Source organism: Pseudoduganella flava (assembly GCF_007830495.1).
Taxonomy (GTDB): Bacteria; Pseudomonadota; Gammaproteobacteria; order Burkholderiales; family Burkholderiaceae_D; genus Rugamonas; species Rugamonas flava.
Window position 1 is genome coordinate 212,255 of the sequence record NZ_VLKW01000006.1, and the last position, 20,562, is coordinate 232,816.

Annotated in this window: 22 protein-coding genes; 10 read left to right on the forward strand and 12 right to left on the reverse strand. The window is 65.8% G+C overall.

The features are described 5' to 3' along the window. Positions 1–34 precede the first annotated feature (34 nt). The 7 genes from prmC to IP92_RS16965 form a co-directional block, all read right to left on the reverse strand. Positions 35–877 (reverse strand): peptide chain release factor N(5)-glutamine methyltransferase, encoded by an 843-nt coding sequence (gene prmC / locus IP92_RS16935; RefSeq protein ID WP_145877078.1) that lies wholly within the window; start codon positions 875–877, stop codon positions 35–37. Next, positions 874–1,341, reverse strand: a complete 468-nt coding sequence (locus tag IP92_RS16940; RefSeq protein ID WP_145877080.1) for a disulfide bond formation protein B — start codon at positions 1,339–1,341, stop codon at positions 874–876. Before IP92_RS16940 ends, prmC begins: the two co-directional genes overlap by 4 nt. A gap of 95 nt (positions 1,342–1,436) precedes the next feature. After that, positions 1,437–1,784, reverse strand: a complete 348-nt coding sequence (locus IP92_RS16945; protein WP_199271787.1) for an ArsR/SmtB family transcription factor — start codon at positions 1,782–1,784, stop codon at positions 1,437–1,439. A gap of 9 nt (positions 1,785–1,793) precedes the next feature. Continuing rightward, entirely contained in the window at positions 1,794–2,270 is a 477-nt protein-coding gene (locus IP92_RS16950; RefSeq protein WP_145877082.1) for an SRPBCC domain-containing protein, read from the reverse strand. A 271-nt stretch (positions 2,271–2,541) separates the two neighbouring features. Then, on the reverse strand, positions 2,542–3,618 hold the full coding sequence (prfA, locus tag IP92_RS16955) for a peptide chain release factor 1 (protein WP_145877084.1): 1,077 nt from the start codon (positions 3,616–3,618) through the stop codon (positions 2,542–2,544). Positions 3,619–3,697: 79 nt separating this feature from the next. Then, complete coding sequence (gene hemA, locus IP92_RS16960; protein WP_145877086.1) at positions 3,698–4,972, reverse strand: glutamyl-tRNA reductase; 1,275 nt, start codon at positions 4,970–4,972, stop codon at positions 3,698–3,700. Positions 4,973–5,075: 103 nt separating this feature from the next. Next, a complete protein-coding gene (locus tag IP92_RS16965) occupies positions 5,076–5,765 on the reverse strand; it encodes a response regulator transcription factor (protein WP_145877088.1) in 690 nt (229 codons plus the stop codon). 203 nt (positions 5,766–5,968) lie between these two features. Between IP92_RS16965 and IP92_RS16970 the strand changes: the two genes are divergently transcribed. Then, positions 5,969–6,457, forward strand: coding sequence for a hypothetical protein (locus IP92_RS16970; RefSeq protein WP_229418827.1), 489 nt, complete (start codon positions 5,969–5,971; stop codon positions 6,455–6,457). 55 nt (positions 6,458–6,512) lie between these two features. Here the strand turns inward: IP92_RS16970 and minE are convergent, their stop codons facing one another. From minE to metE, 4 genes are all read right to left on the reverse strand, one after another. Beyond that, complete coding sequence (minE, locus tag IP92_RS16975; protein ID WP_145877089.1) at positions 6,513–6,764, reverse strand: cell division topological specificity factor MinE; 252 nt, start codon at positions 6,762–6,764, stop codon at positions 6,513–6,515. Further along, entirely contained in the window at positions 6,765–7,580 is an 816-nt protein-coding gene (gene minD, locus IP92_RS16980) for a septum site-determining protein MinD (RefSeq protein ID WP_145877091.1), read from the reverse strand. Between the two features lie 51 nt (positions 7,581–7,631). Next, entirely contained in the window at positions 7,632–8,372 is a 741-nt protein-coding gene (gene minC, locus IP92_RS16985; RefSeq protein ID WP_145877093.1) for a septum site-determining protein MinC, read from the reverse strand. A 95-nt stretch (positions 8,373–8,467) separates the two neighbouring features. Next, positions 8,468–10,777 (reverse strand): 5-methyltetrahydropteroyltriglutamate--homocysteine S-methyltransferase, encoded by a 2,310-nt coding sequence (gene metE, locus IP92_RS16990; protein WP_145877095.1) that lies wholly within the window; start codon positions 10,775–10,777, stop codon positions 8,468–8,470. A gap of 102 nt (positions 10,778–10,879) precedes the next feature. Here metE and IP92_RS16995 point away from each other — a divergent pair, with 102 nt between their 5' ends. The 8 genes from IP92_RS16995 (at position 10,880) to IP92_RS17030 (ending at position 17,726) form a co-directional block, all read left to right on the forward strand. Next, positions 10,880–11,788, forward strand: a complete 909-nt coding sequence (locus IP92_RS16995) for a LysR family transcriptional regulator (protein WP_145877097.1) — start codon at positions 10,880–10,882, stop codon at positions 11,786–11,788. Positions 11,789–11,884: 96 nt separating this feature from the next. Further along, positions 11,885–12,241: a phasin family protein gene (locus IP92_RS17000; protein WP_158206761.1), complete on the forward strand. Its 357-nt coding sequence runs from the start codon at positions 11,885–11,887 to the stop codon at positions 12,239–12,241. 61 nt (positions 12,242–12,302) lie between these two features. Continuing rightward, positions 12,303–13,481: an acetyl-CoA C-acetyltransferase gene (locus tag IP92_RS17005; protein ID WP_145877101.1), complete on the forward strand. Its 1,179-nt coding sequence runs from the start codon at positions 12,303–12,305 to the stop codon at positions 13,479–13,481. A 75-nt stretch (positions 13,482–13,556) separates the two neighbouring features. Continuing rightward, positions 13,557–14,297, forward strand: a complete 741-nt coding sequence (gene phbB, locus IP92_RS17010; protein WP_145877103.1) for an acetoacetyl-CoA reductase — start codon at positions 13,557–13,559, stop codon at positions 14,295–14,297. 101 nt (positions 14,298–14,398) lie between these two features. Beyond that, complete coding sequence (locus IP92_RS17015) at positions 14,399–15,703, forward strand: amino acid deaminase (protein ID WP_145877105.1); 1,305 nt, start codon at positions 14,399–14,401, stop codon at positions 15,701–15,703. A gap of 12 nt (positions 15,704–15,715) precedes the next feature. Then, the gene (pip, locus tag IP92_RS17020) at positions 15,716–16,672 is read left to right on the forward strand and encodes a prolyl aminopeptidase (protein WP_145877107.1); all 957 of its coding nucleotides are present in this window, start codon (positions 15,716–15,718) and stop codon (positions 16,670–16,672) included. A 142-nt stretch (positions 16,673–16,814) separates the two neighbouring features. Next, positions 16,815–17,267: a DUF2721 domain-containing protein gene (locus IP92_RS17025; RefSeq protein WP_145877109.1), complete on the forward strand. Its 453-nt coding sequence runs from the start codon at positions 16,815–16,817 to the stop codon at positions 17,265–17,267. A gap of 6 nt (positions 17,268–17,273) precedes the next feature. Further along, positions 17,274–17,726, forward strand: coding sequence for a hypothetical protein (locus IP92_RS17030; RefSeq protein ID WP_145877112.1), 453 nt, complete (start codon positions 17,274–17,276; stop codon positions 17,724–17,726). A gap of 9 nt (positions 17,727–17,735) precedes the next feature. Here the strand turns inward: IP92_RS17030 and IP92_RS17035 are convergent, their stop codons facing one another. After that, a complete protein-coding gene (locus IP92_RS17035) occupies positions 17,736–18,380 on the reverse strand; it encodes an SRPBCC family protein (RefSeq protein ID WP_145877114.1) in 645 nt (214 codons plus the stop codon). Positions 18,381–18,469: 89 nt separating this feature from the next. Between IP92_RS17035 and IP92_RS17040 the strand changes: the two genes are divergently transcribed. Next, entirely contained in the window at positions 18,470–20,491 is a 2,022-nt protein-coding gene (locus tag IP92_RS17040) for an NADPH-dependent 2,4-dienoyl-CoA reductase (RefSeq protein WP_145877116.1), read from the forward strand. Positions 20,492–20,562: the final 71 nt, after the last annotated feature.

Sequence of the window (20,562 nt, forward strand, 5' to 3'; positions counted from 1 at the left end):
TAACAAAGCAGCGACGGGGACTTCCGGGCGTTGGCTAACGCTCGCAACCGTCGCCCGCGCGGCCGCCGGTAACGCGGGCGATGCCGGCCAGGTCGTGCCAGCTTTGCACGTCGGCATAGCCGCGCGCGGCCAGCAGATGCTGCACCGCGTTGGACTGATCGTAGCCGTGTTCCATCAGCAGCCAGCCCTGCGGCGCCAGGTGGGCGGGAGCGCCTGCGACGATCGTGCGCAGCGCGGACAGGCCGTCCGCATGGTCCGTCAACGCCCCTTGCGGCTCGAAGCGCAGGTCGCCTTCGGACAGGTGCCGGTCGCCGGCGGCGATGTACGGGGGATTGGAGACGATCAGGTCGAACGTCTGGCCGGCCACGGCACTGTACCAGTCGCTGTGCAGGAAGCGCACGTTGGCGCCGTTCAGCTGGGCATTGCGGCGGGCGACGTCGAGCGCATCGGCGCTGACGTCGAGCGCGGTCACCTGCGCATCGGGCCGCGTATGGGCCAGTGCGACGGCAATGGCGCCGCTGCCGGTGCCCATGTCCAGCACGCGGCCGCGCGGCGGCAGGCGTTCCAGCGCCAGTTCAACGAGCAGCTCCGTCTCGGGGCGCGGAATCAGCACGGCCGGGCCGACGGAAAAGTCGAGGCCGTAGAACTCGCGCCGGCCGACGAGGTAGGCGACGGGCTCGCCGTCCAGGCGGCGCTGGATCAGCGTGGACAGGCGCGCGGCTTCATCGGCAGTCAGCGCCCGATCCGACTGCGTGATCAGCGCGGTGCGCGTGATGCCAAGCGCATGGCACAGCAGGATGCGGTTGTCGACGGGATCGAGCAGCGGCTGGCGCTGCAACGCGGCCAGCGTCGTACCCGGGGCGACCAGTGCGCTCATGTGCGGCGGCGTGCCAGCAGCCAGATCATCGTGACCGTCAGGATCGCGAACCAGACGGCCGACCACTGCGGCACGGACAGGCCGAGGATCGCGTCGGTCGCGTTCTCGCACAGGCCGTCCGCCTGGAACAGCCACGGCAGATAGGTGGCGGTGGGGATCTTGTTCAGCACCGTCTCCATCGGATCGATGCCGCACGAGAAGCCGGGGTGTGCGAGCACGTACAGGTGCTTGCCGACGACGCCGAGGCCACCGAGCGCGGCCAGCAAGCCGATGCCCGCACCGAGCTTCGGCTTGCTGCTGAACGCGCCGATCAGGCAGCCGAGCGCCACGCCGAGGAACAGGTAGCGCTGGATCACGCACAGCGGGCAGGGCAGCATGTCCTTCACGTGCTGCAGGTACAGGCCGACGGCGATCAGCAGAAGGCAGACGGCGGCGGTCGCCAGGAGAAAGGGGCGCGTTTTCATCTTGTGTAACGTTGCTCGAGAGTGAAGGGCGCGCCAATTCTCGCACAAACCGGCAAGCCGCGACGGCGGTGGCCAGCCCTTACGACAGCGCAACGCTACTTTCCATCCGCGTCCTCTTGCAACATCGCGTCCAGTGCATCGAAACGCTGTCCCCACATCTGGCGGTTCAACGCCACCCAGTGCGCCAGGACGTCGAGGCCGCGCCCGTCGAGCTCGCACATTCGAACCCGGCCGACCTTGCGTGTCTGCAGCATCCCGCAGGTTTGCAATACCCGCAGATGCTGAGTGATGGCGGTCAGCGTCACACCCAGCGCCGCGGCCAGGGCGCTGACCGATTGCGGTCCCTGGGCGACGAGCTTGACGATCGCGCGGCGGGTGGCGTCGCCCAACGCGGCGAACACCTGATCCGCCGCGTCCTCCGACATTGTCATGACTTGCCCCATGCCGCCCCTTTACCCGGCCGCCAGGGCGGCGTCCAGTTGGTCCAGCAGCTGCCGCCAGCCGGCCTGACGCACTGCCGGGCCGTCCGCGCCTTCGCCAAACATCGCCTGATGGGTGAAGACCAGGCGGGTGGCGTTCGGTCCGTCGCTGAAAAACTCGAAGGTGTGCAGCGAAGCGGAAAAACGCCGCTCGGCCATCGCCATCGTGGCGGCGGTGACGATGCGCTGCTGCGGCACGATATCGAGAAAGTAGCCATCCGATTCCAGCGCTACGCCGGCGAAGGGCGTGCCGGGCTTGAAGCGGTAGCGCGCCAGTTCGCGCCCGCCGACTTCGAACTGCATGTCGAACCGTTCGATCTCATGCTGGGCGCCTTCGGCAAACCAGCGCTGCTTCTGTCGCGGATCGCTGAACGCCCGAAACACGCGCTCCAGCGGCACGGCAAAGGTACGCTCCAGGGTGAAGGTATCGAATTGCGCGGCTTGAACCATGATCAATCTCCCAAAAAGGTGAAGTGGAGACTTCAGTTTGGGCGTAACGAATGGTGAAGTCAATACTTCACTAATGCCGTTTGGGAATTTACCGCGATGCCGCGACGTTCAGCGGGCGGCGGCGGGTCGCCACTACGGTCGATCTCGTGTCCACCTTGGGGTCAACCCCGTTTGGACACGAGATCGACAGCGCGAACCTTGCGCGACGGGACGGTCGAGGCCGTGTCCGATTTTGGGGTTGACCCCACGGTGGACACGGTCTCAGCCGTTGTCAGTCGCCAAGTGCCGCCAGCTGCTCCGCCTGGTGCTCGGCGGACAGTGCCGTCGTCAGCTCCGTCAGGTCGCCGTCCATGATCATGTCCAGCTTGTACAAGGTCAGGTTGATGCGGTGGTCCGTCATCCGGCCTTGCGGGAAGTTGTAGGTGCGGATGCGCTCGCTGCGGTCGCCGCTGCCGATCAGGCTCTTGCGCGTGGCCGCTTCCTTCGATTGCTGTTCGCGCAGCTGCACGTCCTTGATGCGCGCCGCCAGCACCTTCATCGCCGATGCCTTGTTCTTGTGCTGCGAGCGGTCGTCCTGGCATTCGACGACGATGCCGCTCGGGATGTGCGTGATGCGCACCGCCGAGTCGGTCTTGTTGATGTGCTGGCCGCCGGCGCCCGATGCGCGGTACGTGTCGATGCGCAGGTCGGCCGGGTTGATGTGCACGTCCTCGACTTCGTCCGCTTCCGGCATCACCGCCACCGTGCAGGCCGACGTGTGGATGCGGCCCTGCGTTTCCGTCGCCGGCACGCGCTGCACGCGGTGGCCGCCCGATTCGAATTTCAACTTCGAGTACGCGCCATTGCCGACGATGCGGGCGATCACCTCTCGGTAGCCGCCCAGGTCGCTCTCCGACGCCGACACGATCTCCACCTGCCAGCGATTGCGCTCGGCAAAGCGGGTGTACATGCGCAGCAGGTCGCCGGCGAACAGCGCCGATTCGTCGCCGCCCGTGCCGGCGCGGATTTCGAGGAAGATGTTGCGCTCGTCATTCGCGTCCTTCGGCAGCAGCATCTTCTGCAGTTCGAGCTCCAGCTCCGCCAGGCGCGCCTTGCCGCCCTCGATCTCTTCCTGCGCGAACTCCCTCATGTCCGGGTCGGCCAGCATCTGCTGCGCCTCGTCGATATCGCTTTGCGCCTGCTGGTAGTTCTTGTACAGCGCCACCAGCGGCCCCAGCTCGGCATGCTCGCGCGTCATCTTGCGGTATGCATCCATGTTCGCGGTCGCGCCTTCGGACATCAACAGCTCGTCCAGCTCGACGAGTCGGTTCGCCAGTTGGTCAAGCTTGGCCAGTATCGATGGTTTCATGGTCTCGTTCTTGTTTCAAATGGGGGGACACGCCGCTCCCCGCGCGGGCAGCGGCAGCGGTGGAAAGAGGGGAGGGCCGCTAACGGCGGCCGCGGAACATCTGGGGCAGCAGCTCGGCGAGCTGGGCCCGCTCGTCGCCCTGGGCGCGGTGCAGCGCCTGTTGCGGGCCGTGCATGAACTTGGCCGTCAGGCCTTTCGACAGCGCTTCGAGCACGGCGTCCACATCCTCGCCCTTGGCCAGCAGCTTGCGGGCGCGCTCGAGTTCGGCCAGGCGGATCGCCTCGCCGTTTTCCTGCAGGCCCTGGATGACAGGCACCATCGCGCGGTCGTCGACCCAGTGCATGAACGATTGCACGCGCGTTTCGATGATCGCCTCGGCCTGCGCGACGGCGGCCTGGCGGTTCTCGAGGCCGGTCTGCACGACCTTGCCCAGGTCGTCGACGGTGTACAGGAACACGTCGCTCATCCGGCCCACTTCCGGCTCGATGTCGCGCGGCACGGCCAGGTCGACCATCATCATCGGCTTGTGCCGGCGCGCCTTGATCGCGCGCTCGACCATGCCGAGGCCGATCAGCGGCAGCGACGACGCCGTCGACGAGATCAGGATGTCGTACTGGTGCAGCTGGTGCTGCAGGTCGGCCAGGCGGATCGCCTTGCCGTTGAAACGGTGCGCCAGTTGTTCGCCGCGTTCCAGCGTGCGGTTGGCAACCGTGATCGATTTCGGGTTCTGCGCCGCGAAGTGCGTGGCGCACAGCTCGATCATCTCGCCGGCGCCGATGAACAGCACGTTCTGCTCGGACAGCTTGTCAAAGATCCGCTGCGACAGCCGCACGCCCGCCGCCGCCATCGACACGCTGTGCGCGCCGATCTCGGTGGTGCTGCGCACTTCCTTGGCAACGGAGAAGCTGCGCTGGAACAGCTGATGCAGGTAGGTGCCCAGGCCGCCCGCCTCGTCGGCCGTGCGGATCGCATCCTTGATCTGGCCGAGGATCTGCGTTTCGCCCAGCACCATCGAATCGAGGCCCGATGCGACGCGGAACGTATGCCGCACCGCCTCGTGCTGCGGCAGCATGTACAGGTGCGGCCGCAGTTCGGCGTAGTTCAGCTGATGGAAGTCGGCCAGGAAATGCGCGCCCGCGTCGAGGGGGTTGGCGGCGGCGCTGGCCGCATACAGTTCCGTACGGTTGCAGGTGGACAGGATTGCCGCCTCATCGCTGCTGCGGCCGTCCAGGCGCTGGAACCAGTTGCGCGCCGCGCGCACGGCCGTACCCAGCTGATCAGGCGCGAACGCCAGCCGTTCGCGCAGGGCGACCGGAGCTGTAGTGTGGTTGAGGCCGACGGCAAGCAGTTGCATTTCTTGAAAAATCAAGGACGTAGGCCTTCATTATAGCCTGATGTGCGCGCAGGGTCTTTGTAAGGCCGGGCTTGCCGGCCCGGACAAATCGTCCCAGGTGCAGCTAATTGCCGAGTTTTTCCAGGCGGTAGCCGTAGCTGTACACGGGCACCAGCCGGAAACCGTTTTCAGGCTTGAGCTGAAGTTTATTGCGGACGCGCGACACGTGGGTATCCATCGTTCGGGAGGGAACGTCCGTTTCCCGTATCCAGACCGCTTCGTGAATATACGCGCGCGACAGTGGCCGGCCGATGTTGCGGAAAAACAGCAAGGCCAGATAAAACTCCTTGTGCGTCACGTCGAGCACGTGACCATCCATCAACAGCCGGCCCGGCCGGGTTTCAAATACGTATTGGCCGAATGTCAGCTGTTCAGCGCCATTCTGGGTCGGATAGGCCCGGCGCAGCAGTGCTTGCACGCGCGCCACCATCTCGCTGCGGCGCAGCGGCTTGATCATGTAGTCGTCGGCACCGGCGTCGAGGCCGGAGACGATGTCGTCCTCGCCGGAGCTCGTCGTCAGGAACATCACGGGCGCATTGTCGTTCAGCCGCTCGCGTGCCTTGCGCATCAGCTCGGCACCCCCCATATCGCTCACCTGCCAGTCGAAGATCAGCATGTCGTAGCTGTCCTTGCGCAACTGGCTGAGCAAGTCCTTGGCAGTCTGGAAACCGTGACAGACGTGGCCGGCAGAAGTCAGTACCTGGGAAATCAGGTCGGTCTGGCTTCGGTCATTATCAAGGACGATGATTCTCATCTTATCTACGGGTTAAAACTCGGCAGTAAAGCATGGTCACACGGAATATAACAGGATTTGCAAAAATAGTTACTATCGAGACCAACTATTTCTTCTCATCTACATTCTGGAGAGGGGTGCGGGCTGCCCGGCGATTACACGGTACACTGGTTAAACGGCATTTTCAATAAACTTTTACATTTGGCAATATTTTAGGAGGAACCGTGGACAGCGGCTGGGAATTGTTGCCTTCTTCGGAAAGAGACATCGCCGACGTGCGCGAACGCTGCCGCCGCCTGGTGCGCAAGCGCGCGACGTGGGCAGCCGGCGTGGCCGCGGTGCCGCTGCCGGGCATCGACATTGTGTCGGACCTTAAAATGTTCACCGACCTGATCGACGAGGTCAACACCGCCTTCGGCTTGACGGCCGAGCAGATCGAGCGCCTGCAGCCGAAGTTCCGGATGATCGCCTACGAGGCGGCCGTCAGCGTCGGCGGCATGTTGGTGGGCAAGCTGGTCACGCGCGACCTCGTCATCAAGCTGATGGCGAAGAGCGGCAAGAAGATGGTGGCGAAGCAGGCATCGAAGATCGTGCCGCTGGCCGGCCAGGTGGCGTCGGCCGCGATAGGCTTCTTCGCGTTCCGGCAGATCGGCTACCAGCACGTGGAAGCCTGCGCCAAGGTGGCGCGGGAGTTGCTGGCAGCAAAAGAATAGCTGTTCAGTTCGTGTCACTGGTGCCTGGCACCAGTGACACGAACTCATCCATACATCACGCGTCCGGCAGCACCACGTTCACGTCCAGCACCTCCAGGTTGCCCTGGCGGTCCAGCGAGATCTTGATGTCGTCCGCGTTCACCTTCGTGTACTTCGAGATCACCTCGATCAGTTCCTTGTGCAGCGCCGGCAGGAAGTCCGGGCCGGCGCGGCCGTTGCGTTCGCGGGCGATGATGATCTGCAAGCGCTCCTTGGCGGCATTGGCCGTCTTCGGCTTGTTCGGGAACAGGAAAGATAGCAGCGCCATTTACTTTGCTCCAAAGATGCGCTTCAGCAGACCGGGCTTTTCGTAGTCCGTGAAGCGCAGCGGCCGGGTTTCGCCGAGGAAGCGAGCGACGACGTCCTCGTACGCTTCCGCAACGTCCGTGCCCTTGAAGTGGATCGCCGGATTGCCCTGGTTCGACGCGTGCAGCACCTGTTCCGATTCCGGAATGATGCCGATCAGCGGGATGCGCAGGATTTCCTGCACGTCCGTGTAGGAGAGCATTTCGCCCGCTTCCACGCGCTTCGGCGAGTAGCGGGTGATCAGCAGGTGTTCCTTGACCGGTTCGCCGCCCGACTGCGCGCGGCGCGATTTCGCCTGCAGGATGCCCAGGATCCTGTCCGAATCGCGTACCGACGACACTTCCGGGTTCGTCACGACCACCGCGTCGTCGGCAAACGTCAGCGCCATCAGGGCGCCATGTTCGATGCCCGCCGGCGAATCGCAGACGATGTACTCGAAGCCCATCTCGATCAGGTTGGCCAGCACTTCCTCGACGCCGTCTTCCGTCAGCGCGTCCTTGTCGCGCGTCTGCGAGGCCGGCAGGATGAACAGGTTCTCGCAGTGCTTGTCCTTGATCAGCGCCTGCGACAACGAAGCTTCCTTGTGGATCACGTTGATCAGGTCGTAGACGACGCGGCGCTCGCAACCCATGATCAGGTCCAGGTTACGCAGGCCCACGTCGAAGTCGATCACCGCCGTCTTGTGGCCGCGCATCGCAAGGCCGGTGGAGAAGCTGGCGCTGGAGGTGGTTTTGCCGACACCGCCCTTGCCGGACGTTACAACAATAATTCTTGCCACGGATAATCCTTTTGACTGTATGTGCTGAGTAGTGGGGCGCAGCTGTTTAGCTTAATTGACAGATTGTATATCCAGTCGGTCGCCGATGAGCCTGATTTGTGCCGGCTGCCGGGCTCGCTCGGCGGGGAAGCCGTCCTCGAACGTGCGGTAGACACCGGCGATCGACACGAGCTCGGGCGCCATCGCCAGCGCGAAGATGCGCGCGCTCGCGTCGCCCGAAGCGCCGGCCAGCGCGCGGCCGTTCAGCGTGTTGTAGACGTGGATGCTGCCGTCCGCGATGAGCTCGGCGCCGTTGTTTACCACGGCCATCACGATCAGGTCGCCGCCGCGCGCATAGATGCGCTGGCCGGCCCGCACGGGCGTGTCGATGATGATGGTGCCGGTATTGCCGGCCGCGGCGGGGACTGGAGCGGGCGCGGGCGCGGAGGCCGGGGCGGCCGCGGGTGCCGACAAGGCGGCCGGTTCTTCGCGCTTGCCCGTATCGAGCGACAGGCCGTGCGCGGCGATCTCGTCGATCATGTCGGGCCGCGCGTTGCGCACCGCGACGGGGTTCAGGCGGTATTTCTTCAGCAGGGCGATCGTGCTGGCCCAGTCGATCCGTTCGCAGCCCGGTGCCAGGTCGCCGACATCGATGACGGCGAGGTCCCCTTCGAAGAAGTCCGGCACGCCACCGGTCATGCCCTTCAGGGCGGCATCGAGGGCGATGCCGTCGGACGTGTGCAGGATCGCGGAGACGGCGACGACGGTGGAAATCTTGATTTCGATGGGCTTCTGGAACGGGCTTTTGGACATGGACGACAGTAAAAGATTCGGGCTAGCCCGGGCCCGAGCATTTTACTGTCAAAAATCAATTATTGGGAGGCATTTTCAATTGCCGAACCCTGCATTCATGCGCCCTCCAGCCCATGTTCTACACGCAGTGTGCGGGCCGCATCGACCATGTTTTTCAACGCCTGCCTGGTCTCCTCCCAACCCCGCGTCTTCAGCCCGCAATCGGGGTTGACCCACAGCTGCCGGGCCGGGATGACCGCCCGGGCGCGGCGCAGCAGCGCCAGCATCTCGTCGCGCCCCGGCACACGCGGCGCATGGATGTCGTAGACGCCCGGGCCGATGTCGTTCGGGTAGCGATAGTTGCCGAAGCCGTCCAGCAGCGCCATCGCCGAACGCGACGTCTCGATCGTGATCACGTCCGCATCCAGCGCGGCGATCTGCGGCAGGATGTCGTTGAATTCGGCGTAGCACATGTGCGTGTGGATCTGCGTGTCGGCGCGCGCCGCACCGGCCGTGATGCGGAACGCGCGCACGGCCCAGTCCAGGTAGGCGGCCCGCTGGCCCTGGCGCAGCGGCAGGCCTTCGCGCAGCGCGGGCTCGTCGATCTGCACGATCGCGATGCCGGCCTCCTGCAGGTCCGCCACCTCGTCGCGAATCGCCAGTGCGATCTGCGTGGCCGTGTCCGCACGGGGCTGGTCGTCGCGCACGAACGACCACTGCAGGATCGTCACCGGCCCCGTCAGCATGCCTTTCACGGGCAACTCTGTCAGGCTTTGCGCATGCCGGGCCCATGCCACCGTCATCGGCGCGGGCCGCGCCACGTCGCCCCAGATGATCGGCGGCTTCACGCAGCGCGAGCCATACGACTGCACCCAGCCGTTGACGGTGAACGCGAAGCCGGCCAGCTGCTCGCCGAAGTATTCGACCATGTCGTTGCGCTCCGCCTCGCCGTGCACGAGCACATCCAGGCCCAGCGCTTCCTGCTGGCGGATCGCGTGCTCGATCTCGGCGTGCATCGCGGCCTCGTACGCTGCCGCGGCAAGCTCGCCGCGCTTGAACGCGGCGCGGGCGGTACGGATCGCCGGCGTTTGCGGGAACGAGCCGATGGTCGTCGTCGGGAACGGCGGCAGGCGCAGCCGCGCTTGCTGCAGCGTGCGGCGTTCCGCGAACGGTGCCTCGCGCCGCTCCGCCTCGGCCGTCAAACCAGCGAGCCGTGTCCGCACCGCCGCGTCGCGCACGCGCGGGCTGGTGCGCCGCGCGGCCACGGCGGCACGGGCCTGCGCCAGCGCTTGCTGCGCATCGTCCGGGGCCGTCAACGCCGTGCGCAGCAGCGCGAGCTCGTCCAGCTTCTCGTGCGCGAAGGCCAACCACGACTTCAGTTCGGCATCGAGCGCCGTCTCCGGTGCCAGGCTGTACGGCACGTGCAGCAGCGAGCACGACGTCGCCAGCCACAAATTCCCGCCGCGCTTGTCGACGACCGGCGCGAGCCGGGCCAGCGCCGCGTCGAGGTCCGTGCGCCAGATGTTGCGGCCATCGACGATCCCCACCGACAGCACCTTGTGCACGGGCAGCCAGTCCGCCACGTTGACGAGCTCGTGCGCGGCACGCACGCCGTCCACGTGCAGGCCCGCCACCGGCAGTCGGCACGCCAGCGACAGGTTTTCCTCCAGCGGCGAGAAGTAGGTGGCCAGCAGCAGCGGCGCGCCGGCCTGGTTCAGCTGCCAGTAGGCGTTCTCGAACGCGCTGCGCCATGCTTGCGGCAAGTCGAGGCCCAGGATCGGCTCGTCGATCTGTACCCAGGCGACGCCCTGCGCCTTCAAGCGGGCCAGCACCTGGCCATAGACGGGCAGCAGGCGGTCCAGCAACGCCAGCCGATCGGTGCCGTCCGTGCACTTGCCCAGCCACAGGAACGTCAGCGGGCCGATCAGCGTGGCCTTGACGGCATGGCCCAGCGCTTTAGCCTCGGCCACTTCGTCGAACAGCCGTTCGGAAGCGAGCGTGAACGCCGTGTCGGCCGTGAATTCGGGCACCAGGTAGTGGTAGTTCGTGTCGAACCACTTGGTCATCTCCAGCGCCGCGGCGTCATGGCCGGCACAGCCGCAGCGCTCGCCTTCGCTGCGGCCGCGGGCCAGCGTGAAGTAGCGCGCCAGTTCCGGTTCGCCGTCGAAATGAAAGCGCGCCGGTTCGCACCCGAACATCAGGACGTGGTTGGCCACGTGGTCGTAATAGGCAAAGTCGCCGGCTGTCACGAACGACAGGCCTGCCGCGCGTTGCGCGGCCCAGTGACGTGCCCGCAGCGCGCGGCCCGTCGCCTCCAGTTCGGTAGCGGGCAGCTCGCCGCGCCAGTGGCGCTCCAGCGCCGTCTTCAGTTCGCGCCGGGCGCCGATGCGGGGAAAACCGGGGACGTGCAGTTCAATGTTTTTCATGTGTCATGCAATTTAAATATTGGTGCAGTAGAGTGTGCGACAATCCCTTCTATAAGCCAAACGAAAGATTTTGCGGCTCAACATGAAAATCATTCATTAACCATGCTGGAAATCCGCCATCTCCGCACCCTTGCCGCACTGCGCTCGGCGGGCAGCCTTGTGCGGGCCGCCCAGCTGCTCAATCTCACGCAGTCCGCGCTGTCGCACCAGATCAAATTGCTGGAGGACCGCTACGGCGGTCCCCTGTTCGAACGCAAGTCCGTACCGATCGGCTTTACCGCCACGGGCGCCCGGCTGCTGCGCCTGGCGGACTTGCTGCTGCCCGAGATCGAGCAGGCCGAGCGCGACGTGGCCCGGCTGATGCAGGGCGACCAGGGCATGCTGCGCGTCGCGCTGGAATGCCATACCTGCTTCGACTGGCTGATGCCCGTGATGGACGAGTTCCGCAAGCGCTGGCCGGAAGTCGAGATCGATCTCGTGTCCGGCTTTCACAGCGAACCCGTCGACCTGCTGAAGAGTGGTGCCGCCGACCTCGTGATCGGTTCCAGCTACGGTCCGCAATACGCGACGTTCCCGCTGTTCCGCTTCGAGATCCTGACCGTGATGGCGCAAAAGCACCGGCTGGCCACGCAGCGCCGCCTGGCGGCCGCCGACTTCGAAGGCGAGACGTTGATCACCTACCCCGTGCCGGAAGAGCGCATCGACCTGATCCGCGAAGTGCTGCGGCCGGCCGGCGTGCAGTTCCAGCGCCGCACGGCCGAGCTGACGGTGGCGATCCTGCAGCTCGTGGCCAGCCGCCGCGGCATCGCCGCGCTGCCGAACTGGGCAATCAAGAACTACGTCGACTACGACTATGTGATCGCGCGGCCCATCGGCGAACAGGGGCTGTGGAGCGACCTGTATGTGTCCGTGCCGGAGGCGCTGCGGCAGAAGGCGTACGTGGCGGACTTCGTGAAGGTGATCCGGGAACAGTGCGCCGCGTCGCTCGATGGGATCCGTTTGCTGTCCTGACACAGCAGTGGCTTGATATAGATCAAACAACATCTTTCCCCTGGCACTTAGGATGAGCTCTTTTGATCCGCCTCAATTCGGATGGAAGGAAGAGCCATGTTTACGCTGCCCTCGGAACTGATGTACGTCACCCGCACTTTCTTCGACACTCAGCTAGCCGGATGCAATGCGCTGCTGCGTACGGCGTTTGAAAGCGGCGCCAGCATGCTGGACGTGAACGTGCATGCGGCCCGTGCCGAACTGGCCGCCGCCAATGCGGTCTCGAGCGAACTGCTGTTCACGCGCGGGCCGCACGACCTGGCCGCGTTGACGGCGCGCGAGTCGCAGCAGGCTGTCGAGCGAGCCCAGCGTTACGGCCGTCACCTGGCCGGCATCGCGCATGACGTGCATGGCCGCCTCGGCGAACTCTCGAAGGACTTCGCTGGTAGCTTGCCCCGCACTTCGTTAGAATGAAATGTAGTAGCGCTTCGACAACCCCTGCTGACTTCGCACGTCAGTGAACTGGAGAAAGTAAATGGATGATGTAGTCATCGTTGCCGCGGCTCGCACCGCGGTCGGCAAATTCGGCGGCAGCCTGGCCAAGATTCCTGCAGCAGACCTGGGTGCCCACGTGATCAAGGGCTTGCTGGCGCAGACCGGCATCGATCCGAACCTGATCAGCGAAGTGATCATGGGCCAGGTGCTGACGGCCGGCGTGGGGCAGAATCCGGGTCGCCAGGCGCTGATCAAGGCGGGCTTGCCGAACGCGATCCCCGGCTACACGATCAACAAGGTGTGCGGCAGCGGACTGAAGGCCACGCATCTCGCGGCCCAGGCGATCAAGTGCGGCGATGCGGAGATCGTCATCGCCGGCGGCCAGGAAAACATGAGCGCCGCCCCGCATGTGCTGCCGGGTTCGCGCGACGGCTTCCGCATGGGCGACATCAAGATGATCGACTCGATGATCGTCGACGGCCTGTGGGATGTCTACAACCAGTACCACATGGGCATCACGGCCGAGAACGTGGCGAAGAAGTACGAGATATCGCGCACCCAGCAGGATGAGTTCGCGCTGCAGTCGCAGCTGAAGGCGGAAGCGGCGCAGAAGGCCGGCAAGTTCAAGGACGAGATCCTGCCGCTGGAAATCCCGCAGAAGAAGGGCACGATCGTGTTCGACAGCGACGAGTACATCAAGGCCGGCTCGACGATCGAAGGCCTGCAGGGCCTGCGCCCCGCGTTCAACAAGGAAGGCAGCGTCACGGCCGGTAACGCATCGGGCATCAACGACGGAGCCGCCGCCGTCGTGATGATGTCCGCATCGAAGGCCAAGGAACTGGGCCTGAAACCGCTGGCGCGCGTGAAGGCCTACGCGTCGTCCGGCCTCGACCCGGCCGAGATGGGCATGGGCCCCGTCAATGCAAGCAAGCTGGCGCTGAAGAAGGCTGGCTGGACGCCGCAGGACCTGGACCTGATGGAGATTAACGAAGCGTTCGCCGCGCAGGCCTGTGCCGTCAACCAGCAGATGGGCTGGGACACCAGCAAGATCAACGTCAACGGCGGCGCGATCGCGATCGGCCACCCGATCGGCGCCTCCGGCTGCCGCATCCTCGTCACCTTGCTGCACGAGATGGTGCGCCGCGATGCGAAGAAAGGCCTGGCGTCGCTGTGCATCGGCGGCGGCATGGGCGTCGCGCTTGCCGTCGAACGCGAATAAAGAGTTTGCATGACCTGGGCCGCCGCAGAAGCGGCCCTTTTGTTTGAGTACGCTAACTAGATAGAGGGGATATTTATGGCACGAGTTGCATTGGTAACGGGCGGCATGGGTGGCCTCGGCGAAGCGATCTGCATCAAACTCGTCGCGCTGGGCTACAAGGTGGTAACCACGTATTCCCCTAACAACACGAAGTATCAAGGCTGGCTGGATCAGATGAAGGAGGCGGGTTACAACTTCGCCGCTTATCCCTGCGACGTGTCCGACTACGAGTCGGCCCAGGCGTGCGTGGCGGCCATCCAGAACGAGATCGGCCCAGTGGACGTGCTGGTCAATAACGCGGGCATCACGCGCGACATGACCTTCAAGAAGATGGACAAGGTCAATTGGGATGCGGTGATCCGCACCAACCTCGACTCCGTGTTCAACATGACGAAGCCCGTGGCCGACGGCATGGTCGAGCGGGGCTGGGGCCGCATCATCAACATCTCGTCCGTCAATGGCCAGAAAGGCGCGTTCGGCCAGACCAACTATTCGGCAGCGAAGGCCGGCGTGCACGGCTTCACGAAGGCGCTGGCGCTGGAAGTGGCGAAGAAGGGCGTGACCGTCAACACGATCTCGCCGGGCTATATCGGCACGAAGATGGTCACCGAGATCCCGCAGGAAGTGCTGGACTCGAAGATCCTGCCGCAGATCCCGATGGGCCGCCTGGGCAAGCCGGACGAAGTGGCCGGCCTCGTCGCCTACCTGTCGTCCGACGAAGCAGCCTTCGTCACGGGCGCGAACATCGCCATCAACGGCGGCCAGCACATGTCGTAAGCGAGCCGCCGCCACCGGCAAAAACCGGTGTCAGACACTCAGGTGTCTGACACCGGTTTTGTTTTTGGTACAGTACACAGCCAATCTTCAGGGGACTATCGATGAGCATCCTGCCCGACGGCGGCCTGCAACTGGCCGCGCTCGAAGAACAACTGCTGCAGCCCGGCACGAAGGGCTTGCCGATCGCGGAACCGCTGCGTCAGCACATGATCGGCGTGCAGCGCTGGAACGTGCTCGCTGCCGACACGAGCTTTCCCGTCGCGCTGCTGAAGACGTCCAGCCTGCTGCACAACCTCGACTGGATGCATGCGTTCTGCGCCCGTTTCAACGCGGTGCTGGCGCCGCACGGCAAGACGACGATGAGCCCCCAGCTGTTCGGCGCCCAGCTGGCCAACGGCGCCTGGGGCATCACGCTGGCGACGGCTACGCAGGTGCTGGCCGCCGCCCGCTTCGGCGTGCGTCGCGTGCTGCTGGCCAATGAGTTGGTCGCCCCGGCCGACATCCGCGCTCTGCTGTACCTGATGCAGGACGACCCGGGCTTCGAGCTGTATACGCTGGCCGATTCGGCCGACGGCGTGCGGCGCTTGTCCGATGCCGTCGTCGCCAGCGGCCTCGATCGGCCGTTGCCGCTGCTGGTCGAACTGGGAATCAACGGCAAGCGCGCCGGCTGCCGCTCGCCGGACGATGCGCTGACGCTGGCCCGCCTGATCGCCAATGCACCGGGCCTGCAACTGGCCGGCATCGAAGGCTACGAGGGCTTGCTGGTCAGCGACGACCGCGCCGCCGACATCGAGCGCGTGAACGCCTTCCTGGCCCACATCGCGCAACTGGCGCGGCAGGCCGATGCCGAAGGCCTGTTCGGCGGGCCGCGCATCCTGCTGTCAGCGGGCGGCTCGTCGTACTTCGACCTGGTGGCGCGGGGTTTCCGCGACGTCGACGGCCTGTCGCGCCCCGTGCTCTCCGTGCTGCGCAGCGGCTGCTACCTGACCAGCGACCATGGCCACTACCTGCAGATGACGGCGGAACTGGACGAGCGCGAACACCTTGCCGTCGGCCTGAAGCCGGCGCTCGAAGTGTGGAGCATCGTGCTGTCCCGCCCCGAGCCCACGCTGGCGATCCTGTCGATGGGCAAGCGCGATGCGTCGTACGACCTGGGGCTGCCGCATGCGCTGGTCACGCATCGTCCCGGCGACGCTGGACCGGTGGCGCTGCCGGACGGCGCGCGCATCGAGAAGATGAACGACCAGCATGCGTACCTGCGGCTGCCGGAAGGGACGGACGTGCGCGTGGGCGACCTGGTCGGCTGTGGCATCTCGCACCCGTGCACGACGTTCGACAAGTGGCCAGTGCTGCTGCTCGTCGACGACGATTACAATGTACAGCGCGCCATCAACACGATCTTCTGAAAGACTGCCGACATGCCCGATCCGTCCCCGTACCTGTTCCCACCCGTCGCGCCGCAACGTAGCGGCATGCTGCCGGTCGACGAACTGCACACGATCTATTGGGAGGAGGTCGGCAATCCGCAAGGCATCCCCGTGATCTTCCTGCATGGCGGTCCCGGTGCGGGCCTGTCGCCGCAGCACCGCCGTTTCTTCGATGCGCGCCACTACCGCGTGATCCTGTTCGACCAGCGCGGCGCCGGCAAGTCGACGCCGCTGGGCGAGACCCGCAACAACACGACCCAGCTCCTCGTCTCGGACATCGAACGGCTGCGCGAGCTGATGGGCATCGACAAGTGGCTCGTGTTCGGCGGTTCGTGGGGCTCTACGCTGGCGCTGGCCTATGGCGAGACGCATCCGGAGCGCTGCCTGGGCTTCGTCCTGCGCGGCATCTTCCTGTGCACGCCGCTGGAGATCGACTGGTTCATCGACGGCGCGCAGTGGTTCCACCCGGAGATCCACGAGGAGTTCGCGGCCGCCATTCCGGCCGACGAGCAGGGCGACCTGCTGCAGGCGTATTACAAGCGCATCATGGACGACGACCCGGCCGTCTACTGGCCCGCGGTGCGCGGCTGGAGCCGCTTCGAAGGGCGGCGCGTGTTCCTGCTGCCGCAACCGGACGAGCCGCCGTGCGACACGCTGGACCTGGGCCTCGGCCGCCTCGAGGCGCACTACATGGCGAACCTCGGCTTCTTCGAGGAAGACCAGCTGCTGAAGAACGTCGAGCGCATCGCCCACCTGCCGGCGGTCATCGTGCAGGGCCGCTACGACGTGATCTGCCCGCCGTTCACCGCATGGCGGCTGCACAAGCGCTGGCCGGGGTCCGTCGTGAAGATGGTGCCGGACGCGGGGCATGGCGCGATGGAGGCGGGGATCAGCCGGGAGCTGGTAGCGGCGACCGAACAGTTCCGCCGCTTCGGTAGATTTGAATAGCGCGTAGGCCCGATAAAGTCGTCAGGGCAGGACGCCGCGGCGGCGCCATGGCGGCTTGCCCGGCCGCGCGCGCCCCTCGCGGGCTGTTACACTGGCGGCTGAAGCGGGCGCATCGTCCCGCGGGGACATTATCATCAATTCAATGAACATTCAGCTGGGCGATATCGGCCACATCATTCAACTGGCGATCGCGCCGGTATTCCTGCTTAACGGCGTCTGCACGGCACTGATGGTGCTGATCAACCGGCTGGCGCGGATCATCGACCGGTCGCGGGTGCTCGAAGACCGCCTCGACGTTGCCTACAACGACAATTACCTGACCGAGCTGGACGTGCTGTACCGCCGCTCGCACCTGATCAACTACGCAATCACGCTGGCGACCGCGTGCGGCCTGTTCGTCTGCCTCGTCATCGCGCTGCTGTTCATCGGCGATACGACCGAAGTCACGCTGGACAAATACATCGCCGGCCTGTTCGTCGCCTCCGTGATCAGCCTGATCGGCAGCTTCGGCTTCCTGCTGCGCGAGATCTTCATCGCTTCCGCGGCGATGCGCGCCATGCGCCACGTCCGCCTGTCACCCAAAACCAACGAGTAGTTTTCCATGCATGATTATCAACGCCCCCCGACCCTGCACCGCTACGGCCCCCGCGACGAACTCGACCTGGCACTGACCCAGGGCCAGTTCGTGCTGCGCCCGATGGCGGGCTTCCTCACGCTGTCGTTCTCGCAGGCGTGGGACCGCCAGCTGTTCGACCTGTTCGGCGCCGACGCCTGCCTCGTCATCCACAACACGGAAGAATTCGGCGAGCGCATCCACCGTGCCGTACAACGCGCATTGCCCAACTGGGCCGGTATCGACGGTGCCGTCGAATACGGCAGCCGCGCGCGCCTGGGTGCCGCCTTCACGATGGGGACGCAGGATGCCGCGGAACAGGAATGGAAGTTCGCGTGGCGCCCGATGCATACGCAGGCGAGCCTGAACCCGGTCGTGATCCGGATCGGCAGCATCGAACAGTTCGCGGAAGTGCGGGCGAAGGACCACTACCCGGCGTGATGCCGGCGTTCAGCGCGGGGCCGGCACCGCGGCGGCTTGCGTGCGCGCGATATCGGTGCCGGTGGACGGCAGCGCACGCGGCGCCAGGCCCTTGTCGAGGCGCGTCAGCACGGCCGTCAACATGCGTTCGACGTCGCCGCGGATGATGTTCGTGCCGAGGATGCCGGGCACGTAGAAGCTCGGCATCATGCGCCCCGTGTACAGCACGCGGGTGCCGCCCGTTTCCGGCACGGGCACCAGTTCCCAGCGCGATTCGTAATGCTTCATGTCGCCCGAGATCAGGTCGATGTCGATCGACGACATGGGCTGCTCCGTCGCGCGCACGATCAGGTGGATCGAGCGGGACATGAACAGAAAGCGGGCATTGCCGAACTGCTCGATGATCACTTCATTGCCATTGCGCGAGAGGACGCGGCACGACACGAGGTCGGGCACGAATTCCTCCATCCGGTCGTAGCTCGTGAGGATACGCCAGACCACCGGCAGCGGCGCTTGCACGGTGCCGCTGGCATCGATCTCGTACATGTGCAGCGCATCCTGCGTGATGCGCTTGACGGTGACGTGCAGCTTGGGCGTGTCGGTACGCTGCCCTTGCGCATACACCAGCGCGGGCGCGGTACAGCCGATCAGCAGGAGCAGCAGCAGTTGCCTCATGCTGTTCAGCGTACGGGAAGTGGTGTCAGAATACAAGTCTCGCACGCCCGTTCGGTTATCCAGCGCACAAACTCCATCCCAATCGAAAGATGACACCTTACCCCCATCTGCTCAGCCCCCTGGACCTTGGCTTCACGACCCTGCGCAACCGCGTCGTGATGGGTTCGATGCACACCGGTCTCGAAGACCGCTTCTGGCACTACGGCAAGCTGGCCGCGTTCTATCGCGAGCGGGCGCGGGGCGGCGTTGGACTGATCGTTACAGGTGGCATCTCGCCGAACCGGCAGGGGTGGCTGCTGCCGTTCGGCGGCACGCTCAATCATCTCGGCGACGTGTTCAATCACCGCAAGGTGACCCGGGCGGTGCACGAGGAGGGCGGCAAGATCCTTCTGCAGATCCTGCACGCGGGGCGCTACGGCTACCAGCCGTTCGTCGTGTCGGCATCAAGCCTCAAGTCGCCGATCTCGCCGTTCAAGCCGCGCGCGCTGACGGAGGCCGGCATCGAGGCGACCATTCGCGCCTACGTGCGCTGTGCCCAGCTGGCGCGCAAGGCCGGCTATGACGGCGTCGAGATCATGGGCAGCGAAGGGTATCTGCTGAACCAGTTCCTGTCGGCGCGGACGAACCGGCGCACCGACCGCTGGGGCGGCGCCGTCGAGAACCGCATGCGCCTGCCCGTCGAGATCGTGCGCAGGGTGCGCGAAGCGGTCGGGCGCGACTTCATCATCATGTACCGGCATTCGCTGCTCGACCTCGTCGAAGGCGGCAATACGTGGGATGAGGTGGCGACCGTCGCCCGGGCATTGCAGGAGGCCGGCGTGACGATCCTGAACACGGGCATCGGCTGGCACGAGGCACGCGTGCCGACGATCGTCACGTCGGTGCCGCGCGCCGCGTTCGCGGCCGTGACGGCGCGCCTGCGCCGCGAGGTGACGATCCCCGTCGTCGCGTCGAACCGCATCAACATGCCGGCCGAGGCGGAAAACGTGCTGGCACGCGGCGACGCGGACATGGTGTCGATGGCGCGGCCGTTCCTGGCCGACCCGGAATTCGTCAACAAGGCGAAGGCCGGGCGCGCCGACGACATCAACACGTGCATCGCCTGCAACCAGGCGTGCCTCGACCACACGTTCGCGAACCGGCGCGCCACGTGCCTCGTCAATCCGCGCGCCTGCCACGAGATGGAGCTGGTGTACCGCCGCACGCCGGCGCGCCGCCGCGTGGCCGTTGTCGGCGCCGGGCCGGCCGGGCTATCCGCCGCGACGGTGGCGGCCGAGCGGGGGCATGACGTGACGCTGTTCGAAGCGAGTGAGCGCGTCGGCGGCCAGTTCAACGTGGCGCTGCGCATCCCTGGCAAGGAGGAATTCACCGAGACGATCCGCTACTTCCGCCGCCGCCTGGACGCGACGGGCGTGCGCGTGCAACTGGGCCGGCGCGTCACCCCCGCGGACCTGCAGGACTACGACGACGTGGTCGTCGCCACCGGTGTCGTGATGCGCCGCCCGGCGATCGACGGCATCGACCACCCGAAGGTGCTGACCTACCTGGACGTGCTGGCGCAGGGCAAGCCGGTCGGCCCGCGCGTGGCGATCATCGGCGCGGGCGGCATCGGTTTCGACGTCGCCGAATTCCTGCTGCACGACACAGCCGCCCCGCGCCCCCAGCCCCTGGAACAGTGGACGGCCGAGTGGGGCGTCGACCTGGCCGCGAGTACCGGCGGCGGGCTCGTCCCGCCCACGCCGCCGCATCCGGCCCGGCAGGTGTACCTGCTGCAGCGTAAAACCAGCAAGCCCGGCGCGGGCCTGGGCAAGACGACGGGCTGGGTGCACCGCGCCACGCTGCTCCGCCACGGCGTCGAGATGCTGCCGGGCGTGCAGTACCGCCGCATCGACGACGCCGGCCTGCACATCACCGTGGGCGGCCTGGACCGGCTGCTGGAAGTGGACAACGTGATCGTCTGCGCCGGCCAGGAAAGCCTCGTCGAGCTGATGCCGCCGAAAGGCACGACGACCACCGCGCGCTTCCACAAGATCGGCGGCGCCGCGCTGGCCGCCGAACTGGACGCCAAGCGCGCGATCCGCGAAGGCGCCGAACTGGCCGCCCGGCTGTAGTACCGCTGAGCCTGTGTCCCCTGGTGCCAGGCACGAGAGGACACGGCCTCAACTGCAAACACGCATGAGTT